12 protein-coding genes are annotated in these 12,320 nt (G+C 32.8%); 5 read left to right on the top strand and 7 right to left on the bottom strand.

From position 1 onward, the window contains the following. Position 1: 1 nt before the first annotated feature. Positions 2 to 1,522 (bottom strand): phosphoethanolamine transferase, encoded by a 1,521-nt coding sequence (locus CIGNP85_RS05430; protein ID WP_179187375.1) that lies wholly within the window; start codon positions 1,520 to 1,522, stop codon positions 2 to 4. A 146-nt stretch (positions 1,523 to 1,668) separates the two neighbouring features. On the opposite strand from CIGNP85_RS05430, the gene CIGNP85_RS05425 reads away from it, so the two are divergent. Continuing rightward, on the top strand, positions 1,669 to 2,427 hold the full coding sequence (locus CIGNP85_RS05425; RefSeq protein WP_086287288.1) for an exodeoxyribonuclease III: 759 nt from the start codon (positions 1,669 to 1,671) through the stop codon (positions 2,425 to 2,427). Positions 2,428 to 2,436: 9 nt separating this feature from the next. Further along, entirely contained in the window at positions 2,437 to 2,937 is a 501-nt protein-coding gene (locus CIGNP85_RS05420) for an isochorismatase family protein (RefSeq protein ID WP_086251123.1), read from the top strand. A gap of 106 nt (positions 2,938 to 3,043) precedes the next feature. Here CIGNP85_RS05420 and CIGNP85_RS08335 read toward each other — a convergent pair whose 3' ends face one another. The 5 genes from CIGNP85_RS08335 to CIGNP85_RS05400 are packed head-to-tail and all read right to left on the bottom strand — an operon-like array spanning position 3,044 to position 8,806. Continuing rightward, positions 3,044 to 3,196: a hypothetical protein gene (locus CIGNP85_RS08335; RefSeq protein ID WP_179187280.1), complete on the bottom strand. Its 153-nt coding sequence runs from the start codon at positions 3,194 to 3,196 to the stop codon at positions 3,044 to 3,046. Next, entirely contained in the window at positions 3,180 to 5,018 is a 1,839-nt protein-coding gene (locus CIGNP85_RS05415; RefSeq protein WP_086251122.1) for a mechanosensitive ion channel family protein, read from the bottom strand. The genes CIGNP85_RS08335 and CIGNP85_RS05415 overlap by 17 nt, the downstream gene beginning before the upstream one ends. Next, entirely contained in the window at positions 4,981 to 5,616 is a 636-nt protein-coding gene (locus CIGNP85_RS05410; protein WP_086225428.1) for a carbonic anhydrase, read from the bottom strand. Before CIGNP85_RS05410 ends, CIGNP85_RS05415 begins: the two co-directional genes overlap by 38 nt. Positions 5,617 to 5,663: 47 nt before the next feature. Continuing rightward, entirely contained in the window at positions 5,664 to 8,051 is a 2,388-nt protein-coding gene (locus tag CIGNP85_RS05405; protein WP_236845597.1) for a sensor domain-containing phosphodiesterase, read from the bottom strand. Positions 8,052 to 8,089: 38 nt separating this feature from the next. After that, positions 8,090 to 8,806 (bottom strand): class I SAM-dependent methyltransferase, encoded by a 717-nt coding sequence (locus CIGNP85_RS05400; protein ID WP_086287286.1) that lies wholly within the window; start codon positions 8,804 to 8,806, stop codon positions 8,090 to 8,092. A 101-nt stretch (positions 8,807 to 8,907) separates the two neighbouring features. Here CIGNP85_RS05400 and CIGNP85_RS05395 point away from each other — a divergent pair, with 101 nt between their 5' ends. From CIGNP85_RS05395 to CIGNP85_RS05385, 3 genes are read left to right on the top strand one after another with little or no spacing between them, the layout of a single operon-like run. Further along, on the top strand, positions 8,908 to 9,768 hold the full coding sequence (locus CIGNP85_RS05395) for a metal ABC transporter solute-binding protein, Zn/Mn family (protein WP_086233426.1): 861 nt from the start codon (positions 8,908 to 8,910) through the stop codon (positions 9,766 to 9,768). Beyond that, the gene (locus CIGNP85_RS05390) at positions 9,765 to 10,526 is read left to right on the top strand and encodes a metal ABC transporter ATP-binding protein (protein WP_086245816.1); all 762 of its coding nucleotides are present in this window, start codon (positions 9,765 to 9,767) and stop codon (positions 10,524 to 10,526) included. Before CIGNP85_RS05395 ends, CIGNP85_RS05390 begins: the two co-directional genes overlap by 4 nt. 26 nt (positions 10,527 to 10,552) lie before the next feature. Then, a complete protein-coding gene (locus CIGNP85_RS05385; RefSeq protein WP_086239129.1) occupies positions 10,553 to 11,323 on the top strand; it encodes a metal ABC transporter permease in 771 nt (256 codons plus the stop codon). Here the strand turns inward: CIGNP85_RS05385 and pseB are convergent, their stop codons facing one another. Continuing rightward, complete coding sequence (gene pseB / locus CIGNP85_RS05380) at positions 11,324 to 12,319, bottom strand: UDP-N-acetylglucosamine 4,6-dehydratase (inverting) (protein WP_086225322.1); 996 nt, start codon at positions 12,317 to 12,319, stop codon at positions 11,324 to 11,326. Between the last annotated feature and the right edge of the window lies 1 nt (position 12,320).

The following is a 12,320-nucleotide window of genomic DNA, read 5'->3' as shown; positions in this document are numbered from 1 at the left end:
ATTAATCTTGTTGATACATTATATCTAAGTTTGGATTATAGACGCTTGTTTGGATAGCAAAAAATCCTAGCATAGTGTGAAAAATATTATCATGTGAAAAGCTATTATCTTTTAATATTTTTAAGCTTTCTAGCTGATTTTGATCTTTTAGCCATAGCAGTGCTGGGACTTTGGTTTGAAAATCTGGTGCTAAGAAATATGGGGCGCCATGAAGGTAAATACCATTTTCTCCAAGGCTCTCGCCATGGTCGCTAACATAGAATAATCCGGTTTGCATATCGCTTTGTTCTAGCATATCCACTATTTGATTGACTATATAATCTGTGTATAAAATTGTGTTATCATAGGTATTTACTATCTCTTCATAGGTGCAGTTTTTAAGCGTAGCGGTATCGCAAGTCGGGCTGAATTTAGCAAATTCTTTTGGATATCTTTTGAAGTATGTAGGTCCGTGGCTACCTTGGAGATGGATTACTATAAAGCTACTCTCTTTGGTATTTTGAATTCTCTGCCTGATCTCATCAAGCATAACGCCATCATAGCTATCGCCGCCAAAATTTTTGGTATCTTTTAAGCGAGCGCAGACGCCTTTGCAATATCCAGAGTTATTTCCTACCCAGCTTACTTTTATCCCAGCAGTCTCTAAGACATCTAGTAAATTTCCGCTATTTTGGGCTATATCGGCGGAGAAATTATCTCTATTTAAATTCGAAAACATACAAGGCAAGCTTATAGCAGTTGAGGTCCCGCATGAACTAAACTTAGAAAAGCTTAAAAGGCCATTTTCTTTTGAGTATGGATTTGTATCATATTTATCATATCCATTTAGTGAGTAGTTGGCTGCCCTAGCAGTCTCACCAGCTATAAAGACAAATAGCTTTTTTGTCTCTTTTGCCTGTTTGGCATCAAGGCCAATAGGATTAAATTCGGCCTTTGGTGATAGGGATTTTATATATTTGAAGCTTGAGTATAGTGAATAAAATGGGGTTGTGTAAAATCTTATTTGATTGTAATTTCTAAAAAATGGGATATAGTTTTTGCTTAAAATACCAAAAAGAGAGCCAAAAATCACTAATGAAGAGATTATGAGTATGGTGCGATTTTTTAAGGCTGTTGGGATATTGGTTTTGGTTATTTTGACTTTTATTATCAAAAATATAGCTATAATAGCTAAAAATATCCAAAATATCATATTTAAATTTAATAGATCTTGAACCTCTTTGGCGTCTGTTTGAAGAGCATTTCTTATCATTTCGCTATCGATGATTACCGAGTAGGCATTCATAAAATAGGCCCCAACAACGCCAACGATGGTTACAAATATTGCTAAAGCCTTTGTGATATAGGGCAAAAATATTAAGCCAAATACAAATACTATTAACGAGTAAAATAGTATCGGTAAGGTTAATAAAGTAGAGATATTTTCAGAGAAATTTAAATTTTCAAACCCAAAGGCAAAAAATTTATAATTTAATGCTGTGATAAATAGGGCAAAATATAGAATAAATTTGTTTGAGCTCAATATAATTTCCTTTGAATTAAATTAAAAAAGATAGAATAGATTATATAGTTAATTAGTAATTTAATGATAAAAATATGGTTAATGATTGTAAATTTTAAAAAATATTTTAAAATTTGAATTATAATGAGATTAAAAAAGGATTAAATTTGAGATTGATTTCGTGGAATGTCAATGGGCTTAGGGCTGTTGTAAATAAAGATGGATTTTCGTGGCTTGGTGAGTATAGGCCAGATTTTTTGGCTTTACAGGAGATAAAGGCAAGCGAGGATAAGATACCAGCCGAAATTTATAATCTAGGATTTGAGAATATATCTGTAAATTCAGCTAAAAGAGCGGGGTATTCGGGTGTGATGAGCTTATCAAATTTAAAAACACAAAATCGAAAATCGCAGTTTTTTGATGATGGTGAGGGTAGAGTTTTGGAGCATAGATTTGATAATATCCATCTTTTTAATATATATTTCCCAAATGGTCAGCAAGGTGATGAGAGACTAGGGTATAAGATGGATTTTTATGATAAATTTCTAGTTTATATCAATGCTTTGGTTAGTGATGGTAAAGGGGTGATATTTTGCGGTGATGTTAATACTGCTCATCGTGAAATAGACCTTAAAAACCCAAAGGCTAATGCTAAAACAAGCGGATTTTTACCAGTTGAGAGAGCGTGGATTGATAGGGTGATCGAGGCTGGCTTTATCGATACTTTTAGATATATTCGTGGCGATATAGAGGGTGCGTATTCGTGGTGGAGTTATAGATTTAATGCACGGGCTAAAAATGTCGGCTGGCGGATTGATTATTTTTTTGTCTCGCAAGGGTTAAAAGATAGATTAAAAGATGCTTTTATATTAAGTGATATCGAGGGTAGTGATCACGCTCCAGTTGGGATTGATATTGATTTGTAGGAGAATTTTATGAGTTTAGTTTTGGTTATAGATATTCAAGAGAGATTAACTTCAGCGATGAGTGACGCAGAAGAGTTAGTAGCAAATTCGTTAAAGTTTTTACAAATTGCTAAAGAGCTTGGAATAAAAATCATTGCAACTGAGCAATATCCAAAAGGACTTGGAAATACTATAGATAGTTTAGATTGTTTTATAGATGAAAAATTTCAAAAGATGGAATTTAGCGCTTATAATGCTATAAAAGATCAATTAACAATGGTAAATAATATCTATATAATTGGCATTGAAGCACATATTTGTGTATACCAAACAGCTTTGGATTTAATAAAAAATGGCCATAATATTACGCTAATTGATGAGTGTATTAGTTCTAGAGATCCAAAAAATAAATCCCTTGCATATGCAAATTTAAAAAATATAAGTGTAAAACCACTTGAAATGGTGGCATTTGAATTACTCAAAAGTGCTGAACACTCAAGCTTTAAGGCTATTTCAAAATTGATAAAATAGTTTTATTATTTTCTTTAGTGATAGCAAATTGTCACTAAAGAAAATAAGTTTTACTAATATTGCAAGAGATAAAAGCAGCAGTTAGAACTAACAAATTTAACTATATTTACTCCATATCATAGCTATCTTCTTCGTCCTCATTATCATATGAATAGTCATTTTCATCATAGTTGTAACTACGAGAATTTTTATAAGAAAATTCCTCATCTTCATAATCTTGCAGATCTTCATCTAGATCATCATCAAATCTGTTTGTCATCATTTTCTCCTTTATAAATTTGAATTTTTGGGATGGATTCTATGTATAGACTTCTACTAGGGAAAGCGAAACTCGCATCATCATATCGCTCTACTATCTCTATTATTTTTAGCATTACATCCTCTTTGGTAGCTAGATACTCGCCCCAAATCACGCTTTTGCTAAAGCAATATATCAAGATATTTATAGAGTTATCGCCAAACTCATCAAGCACTACAAAAAGATTGCTCTTATATCCATCTAGGTCATCGACTGAAACCATACTTTGGCGATATTTTATCCGTGCGTCATTGCTATTTAGGGCACTATCTATACCGCTTTTAGCGATGCCAGGGTGATTTAAAAGCATCTGTTTTATATCATTTATGCAGTTTTGGATGCTCTCTTTGCTTGTAGTGTAGCTTAGGCCGACTTGCATTTTGATTTGGCGGCCGACTTTGCGGCGATTCCAGTTTTTGATACTTTCGCTCATAATTTTTGAATTTGGCACAAATACCAAGGCATTATCAAAGGTTCTAATAGTGGTTTTTCTAAGTCCGACTTCTACTACAGTTCCTTCTATCCCAGCGCAAACTATCCAATCGCCTTGACTAAATGAGCTATCAAAAAGCAGTAAAATCGAAGCAAAAAAGTTGGCTATAATATCCTTTGTTGCTAATGCTACGGCTAAGCCACCGATACCAAGAGAGGCGATAATGGTGCTGATATCAAAGCCAATTTTGCTTAAAATTACCAAAATTGTAATGAGAATAACGATGAAATATAGCACTTTAATTATGAGATTTATCACCTCTTTTCGGCCTGATTTTTGGGCGATTTTGGATAATAGCATTATGCCATATCCATCAAGAGCACCTATCACAAACCACGCTATAACCACGCTATAAGCGATATCGAAGTAGTTTTTTATCTCTATATTTATGGTGGAAGGATAATAGGCAATTATCAAAGACAAATTCAAAGCATAAATAATAAAAAATATAAATACCGGTAGCCTTATAGCAGCTACAAACTGCTCTTTAAATTGATTTTGTGTATTTTGATAGCGTGATAAGATGGTGATAAATAGCTTATAAAGCAAAAGCGAAGCTAGTCTTGGCATTAAGATAAAAAATATACAAACTAAGATTATAATCGCTATTTTTCCAATATTTATGGAATTTGAGTTGAGGTTTAGAGATGAGTTTATCTTGTCAATTATGCTTTGTAAATTTAGGCTAGTTAATACAAAATTGCTATCAAATAGTTCAGAATTATCCTTTAAATAGTTGAGAATTTCGCTATAAGTTTGCCTTTTTAGCTCTAAGGCGTCTATATCATCTTTATAAATTTGAGTTTTGTCTTGGCTTAGGGCTTTTATCTCTTGGTAGTTTGAGATTTGAATTTGAGTTATAGCATCTATCAAGGCTTCATCTGGGGTTTGGTCGTAGTCTTTGAAGGCTATTGAAATTTGAGACAGAGTTAAGTAGTAAATTTTGTCTAAATTTATAGATGCTAAATTTATTTGAGTTTTGATATAGTGATTAGAGCTAGGCTTATATTTTGCAAGCTCTTTATTTAGTACTTTTATGTATGAGTTTATCTGTGTTTGATTGAAGTCACTACTGCTAGTTATGAGTGCTGGTAGGCTCTTGATAAGGTTATCTTTTTCTTTTTGTAGAATGGATATCTCATCATTAATGCTAGCATTTTGCTCTTTTATTATGGTTAATTGAGAATTTAGCGATATGATTTTATCACTTACGCTAATTAGCTCATTTGATAATAAGATATTACAAAATAGATTAAAAATCAGTAAAAATTTGAGAGTAAATTTCTTCATAGTTGATGCTCTTTTCTAATAATTTAAAGCTTTTTGTAGTGTCATCATAGTTGTATAATTCTCCTGTTTCTATAATGTAGTGCCAACCATATAGTTTTAGCTCTTTGGCTTTGAGCTTGTCTATCACGCCTGGGAAGGTCATGATATTTTGAAGTGAGTTAATGATATTTAGCCTTTCAGTTACCCAAGCTCTTTTGGCTGGTGTGATATTTTTGTCTTTTAAAACTTCAGTTTTGATATCTTCAATTATCATAAGCCACTTTTTGACAATTGGTGTATTAGCTAGCTTATCATCGCTTTGATATAGCGCTTCGCAGCCACCGCAGTTGCTATGTCCGCAAACTATGATATTTTTAATCCCTAGAGTATGTATCGCATACTCAATAGCAGCCGTTGTAGCCAAAAATTCATCTACTAATCTATAATGTGGGACTATATTTGCGATATTTCGCACGACAAATAGCTCACCAGGCAGGGTATTGGTAATCAAATTTGGGACAACTCTAGAATCAGAACAACCGATAAATAGCGTGTGTGGCGCTTGTTTTTTGCTTAGATGTTCAAATAGCTCTTTGTGCTCTATGAAGTTTTCTTCCATGAATTTAACTGCGCCGTTTATTATATTGTGATGCAAATTTGCTCCTATTATTCTATATTATTTGGCAATACCGGCCTAGCTAATAGATAGCCTTGTGCATAGTCTATGCCTAGATTTTTGATAATCTCTAAAATTTGTGGAGTAGAGACAAACTCAGCCACGGTTTCATATCCTTGACGCTTAGCAAAATCTACAATCGTCATTACCACGCTTTGAGCATTCTTATCAAATGGTAATTTAGATATGATAGAACCATCTATTTTGATATAATCTATATTTAATTCAAGCATTCTATAGTAGTTAGAATACCCACTACCAAAGTCATCAAGACTAAGCTTACAGCCATAATTTTTAATCTCTTGAATAATTGGGTTTATAGCATCATAATCATCAACCCCTTCACTCTCTAAAATCTCAATGGTAAGATTTTGTGGATTAGAACAGCTATCTAGCTTTTGAATAAATAAATTTTTGACTGGTTCATTCATCATATCTACACTTGAGAGGTTGATAGAAAATCTCTTTTTATCCCCAAATCTCTCTAAAAGTTCAAAAGCACGATTAATAACTTGCTTGGTAAGTGCTAGATATAGCGATGTTAGCTTGGCCACACTTAAAAACTCATTTGGATAGTGAATTTGATTTTGTTGATCTAAAATACGAATTAAAATCTCATATGAGCTAATTTTTGGTTTATTTTCTCTAATATCAAATATCCCTTGACACTCGACAATTACTCTATTTTCATTTAAGGCGTATTGAATTAGTCGTGTAATGGTGGCGTTTTTTTGATAGTTTTTCTCTATTGGGTTATCGTGATTATAAAAGCTAAAACTTAAATCTTTATCCTTAGCATCTTGAGCAGCTAAAATAGCTTGAGTTAGTCTATTTAAATTTGGCTTATCTTCATTTGAGCTAATACCAATGGTAATAGAAATATTTGGTAAAATCTCAAATCCGCCCTCAGTCTGAATGGTGATATTTTTGGATTTGAAATATTCTAAAAGATATTTTATATCTTTTTTGATATTATCGCCTTTATACCAGATACAAAACTCATCAAGTTGCATTCTATATGCCATAGCGTCAATTTTATAAGTACTAATAGCTAGTTTGATAGAGTTAGCAATTGCTACAAATATTAAATCAATTAAATCTGAGCGGTAAAAAAATCTTAAATTTACAAAATCTGTAATCATTAGATAAATTAGTGTGCCATTTTGGTTGGCTTTGATAGCATCATTAAGTGAGGTTAAATTTCTTAATCCTGTGAGATTATCAATATTTGAACTCTCTTGTAGTTGAGCGTTTTTAAAGTTTAATTCCTTACTAGTTAATCTCTCTTTTGTGATATCACGTTTTAGGATTATAGCTCCACTAATATCGTTAAATTCATCTAGCATTGGTATCGCAACTATATTTTCGTAGATAAGAATTCCATCTTTTGATTTGCTCACAAATTCGTTATATGTTTTAACATCTTTGCTTTGGCAAATTTCATCAAATATATCAGTTCCTTGCATATTCATATTTAATGCACTTAGCTCTTGATTTATAATATCTTCTGGGCTAAAACTGCTTGAATTTATAAATGAATTATTTACACTTGATATTCTTCCAAATTTGTCTAAGATTATTATTTGATTTGGGTTGCTATCAATAAGATAGGCAAGCTGCTTTAGCTTAGCTTTATTACTGCGATTTTGATTGCTTAAAATCCCATTTTTAGTCAAAGCTAAAAATGCTACAACTAGTAAAAATACTGAACATGTAATAAGCGCATATAAAGCAGAGTTAAAATGCTCTATTGAGTGATTTAGGAGTTGATCAATTTTGCTTTCAATTTTTAGTGCTTTGTTTTGGATTTTAAGGTTTGGAATAGTGATTAAGTTATCATTTACATGCTGAATTTTGATTAAAAATTCATAATCAAACTGCTCCCTTGGCTCGTTAATTAGCTTGGTTAGATACCTATCAAACTCATCTCTATTAAAATCAGATATAAATCTTGAGTTGATTAACAAAGCATAAGCTTGTGCCATTTGTTTAAAATCTATAGTATTTGGTAGTTCTTTGTTTAGCTCAAATAGACTTTTAGAGATATCTTGACGGATTATATAATAATTTCTAATGATATCATTTCTGGTTTTTAATCTGCTTTTTAATGTGTCTAAAAGTTCAACATGTTCAACATTATAAAATAGTTTTGTAATAATAAAATTTGAGCTGATTTTATCCATTAAAGTGTTGATTTCATTAATACTATTTTCGGTATTTTCAATTGTCGTATGGATATTTTGGAGGTCAATTTGCAGATACAATTCCTCATTTAAGCGCTTTAATTCAGCAAAATCATATAATCGCTCATTTGTTTTTAATAAAATTTGCCCAGTTGATATGATAAAATAAAGGCATACCAAGACAAAAAATATCAATACAATTCTTATAATATTAGTTTTTAAAATATTTGCTTTCAAAATATCATAACTTTCACGCAAGTGGCGATGCTCTCACTGATTTCATCACCTTTTGCTAGGTTTATTATCTTGTTTTTTATCTCATCTTTTGTGTAGCTTTGGCCGCTAATCTCTAAATGCCATGCCAAATTCTCTACCATATCATCTAAGCTTCTTGTGGCAGTTCTATTCTCATTTATAATTTTGGATTTGAATTTGATATTTTTGGTTTTTAGAAACTCTTCAAGTCTAGCTATAGGTGCTGACATATCAGATCTATTAGAATTACTATTAAAAAGCTCTAATAAATTTGATTTTCTAGGTTTGAGCCAATTCATATATATATGCGTATTAGCAAGATTATAAAATATCTCAAAATCCTCATCGCTCCTAAGTGCGGGCGACATAGTCAAAAATGCTATATCAAATTTGCGATCTTTGATATCGTGTATTTGGTTATTTGTGGTTTGTATGTTGGTTATATTGTGTTCTTTGGCGCTTAAACTTAAAATCTCAAGCATAGAATCACTGATATCTAAGGCCAAAACGCTTTTACTCATTTTGGCTAAATGTAAGCTATATACACCAGTTCCAGCGCCTATATCAATTACGCTTTTATCAGCAAAGCTAACCCCGCACTCATCTAAAAAAGCGAAAAATTCCGCCTCAAATGGACGCATAATAGGGCTAAATTTAGGATATGTTTTGGACTTTTTATTCCAAATTTCACGCATATAACTACCTTAGGATTGTTTGCTAAATTTTATCAATTTTTGCTTTAAATAAATTTAAGTCAAATCAGATATAATTTTACACTTAATTTTATGGAGAAAATATGGTTAGATTTAGCTTGATTTTGGCATTTTTGGTTGGAGTGATTTGGGCTAAGCCGGTAGTTAGTGCAAGTATTTTGCCAACGGCGTTTTTTGTTGAGCAAATTGGTGCTAGTAGTGTTGAGGTTAATACGATTGTTCAAGAATTTGCCGATCCACACTCGTTTGAGCCTCGAGCTAGCGATATGAAAAAGCTTGAAAATAGCGATCTTTTCTTTGCAGTTGGAATAGAATATGAGGATGTTTGGTTGCCTAAATTTAGCAAGACATTTCCAAATTTAAAAGTTATAAAAACTCAAGGCAAAACACCAAAATATGATAAAATCACTCATGATGATCACCACGAACATGGCGATCATAAACATGAAGAACATGAGCATGAATTTGATACTCATATTTGGCTAGATCCTATAATGGTAAAAGAGCAAGCCAAGATAATAGCCCAAGCATTAAGCGATGAGTATCCACAAAATTCTCAAATTTATAGCCAAAATTTGGATAAATTTAATCAAGAAATTGATAAATTAGATAGTTATATAAAAGATAGTTTAAAAGATTTAAAAAATAGAAAATTTATGGTTTTTCATCCATCTTGGGGATATTTTGCTAAGCGTTATAATCTAACTCAAATCGCTATAGAATCAGGTGGCAAAGAGCCAAAGCCTGCTGCCCTTGCAAAGCTTATTAAAATGGCAAAGAGTGAAAATATCAAGGTGATTTTCATCTCGCCTGAGTTTAGTCAAAAATCAGCTAAATTAATCGCAGAACAAACTGGCGCAAAGTTAATAGAAATCAATCATTTATCAAAAAATTGGCTTGAAAATATGTATACAATTGCTGATATTTTTAAAAGTTCGCTATGAATATTGAGATTACAAATTTAAGCTTTGGCTATGACGATGGTAATATTTTTAAAAATTTAAATTTTAGCTACCATAGTAGAGATTTTTTAGCAATTATTGGACCAAATGGCGGAGGCAAAAGTACACTTTTAAAGCTAATGCTTGGAATATTAGAGCCGCAATCTGGTAAAATTAGTATAGATTCTAAGCCGCCAAAATTAGCAAAAGAACTAATTGGCTATGTTCCGCAGTATATTCCAGTTAATAAAACCTTTCCAATGAGTGTTTTAGAAGTTGTGCTGATGGGAAGACTGCGTAGCGGGCTATTTAAGTTCTACTCAAAAGCAGATAAAAATATGGCTATGCAGGCTTTAGAAATGGTCGGTATGAGAGAGTTTAGCTCTAGGGGTATTGGGGCACTTAGTGGTGGCCAAAGGCAAAGAGTCTATATAGCAAGAGCCTTAGTAAGCGGAGCTAGGATTTTAATGCTAGATGAGCCAACAGCTAGTATCGATACGCAAGGCCAAGCTCAAATTTATTCTGTATTAAAAGAGATAAACCAATCAAATGTAGGAGTAATCGCCATTAGCCACGATATAAATATGGCTATTAATTTCGCTTCTAAGGTCGCTTATGTGAGTAATGGTAGTGTGGTGCTTCATGATATTTCAAATTTGGATAATAGAGAGTTTATAAATCATCTTAGTAAGGATCATACGCATTTTTGCGATGTTGAACTAGCGCTTAATAGTTGTGGTTGTGCTTCACATAAGGAGTAGTAGTGGAGATTTTAAACTTTAGCTTTATGCAAAATGCTTTAATTGCTGGGATTTTAGTTAGTATAGCGTGCGGTGTGATTGGTTCACTTATTGTGATAAATAAGATGACTTTTATCGCTGGTGGTGTTGCACATGGGGCGTATGGCGGGATTGGAATAGCCTTTTTTTTAGGCGCATCTCCACTTCTTGGAGCGGCTGGGTTTGCAGTAGCAATTGGGCTACTTATCGCATTTATTAGTGGACAAAATCGTGATCGAATAGATAGCGTAATTGGTGCTATCTGGGCGTTTGGAATGGCTGTTGGGATTATTTTTGTTGATCTTAGCCCAGGATATAATGCTGATTTGATGAGCTATCTATTTGGTTCGATTTTAGCTGTTAGCACAGAAGATCTGATATTTATGGGTATTTTGGATGCTATTTTTATAGCTTTTGCTTTGCTTTTTTACACTCAAATTTGTGCTTTTTGCTTTGATAGTGAGTTTGCTAAGCTTCGAGGTGTAAATGTTAACTTTTTGTACTATTTAATGAGTGCATTAATCGCACTTTGTGTAGTTAGTACTATTAGGGTTGTAGGACTTATTTTAGTAATTGCTTTGCTTAGTATTCCACCATATATTGCTGAGAAATTTAGTCCAAATTTGGCCATAATGATGGTTTTATCTGCGATTTTATCAGCTATATTTATATTTTGTGGGTTGATACTTAGCTACTATTTTGATCTAACAAGCGGAGCAGCAATTATCGCAGTAGCTACTGTGGTATTTTTTGTAGTGGAGTTTTGTAAAAGAGGGTGATTAAATCCTCTTCATCATTGTCTCTAGCCAAGCTTTATCGAGCCATTGAGTATTATTATCTGAACGGTATTCAAAATTGCTACTTACGGCACGACCTTTTTCTCCAAGCCTATTAATAGCAAAATCAGCCTCTTTATCATAAAATTTAATAGATGGCCCAATTACATAATGATCATCAAATTCCAAGCTGTGCATAGTATCATCAGCACTTATCATTATTTCATGAAGTTTCTCGCCTGGACGAATTCCAATGATTTTAATAGGTAAATTTGGCGCTAGAGTTGCAGCTAAATCAATAATTTTCATAGATGGAATCTTAGGGATAAATAGCTCACCACCTTGCATTCTAGCAAAGTTTTTAAGAACAAATTTAACCCCATCTTCAAGTGTAATCCAAAATCTAGTCATTCTCTCATCTGTGATTGGTAGTTCTTTTGCGCCATTTGCGATTAGGCGCTTAAATAGTGGAACTACCGAACCTCTTGAGCCTACAACATTACCATATCTGACGACACTAAACCTAGTTGGGCTTGTGCCTGCGATATTATTGGCTGCTATAAAGAGTTTATCACTTGCAAGTTTAGTAGCACCGTATAAATTTACAGGATTGCACGCTTTATCAGTACTTAGAGCAATTACCTTTTCTACTCTATTTTTTAAACTAGCATTAATTACATTTTGAGCGCCATGAATATTGGTTTTAATACACTCCATTGGATTATATTCTGCGATTGGTACGTGCTTCATAGCAGCAGCATGGATGACAAAATCCACACCATTCATAGCAGTGTTTAGTCTATTTTCATCACGCACGTCACCGATAAAATATCGCATTGATGAGCTTGAAAACTCCTGTGCCATTTCATATTGTTTTAATTCATCTCGTGAGTAGATTATTATTTTGTTTGGTTTATAATTTTCTAGCAATATTTTGGTATATTTTTTACCAAAACTACCAGTTCCACCAGTTATCAAAATATTTTTATTGTTAAACACT

Source organism: Campylobacter sp. P0085, from assembly GCF_002139495.1.
Taxonomy (GTDB): domain Bacteria; phylum Campylobacterota; class Campylobacteria; order Campylobacterales; family Campylobacteraceae; genus Campylobacter; species Campylobacter devanensis.
Note: the sequence above shows the minus strand (reverse complement) of the source record. Positions and strands in the feature narration are given on the sequence as shown.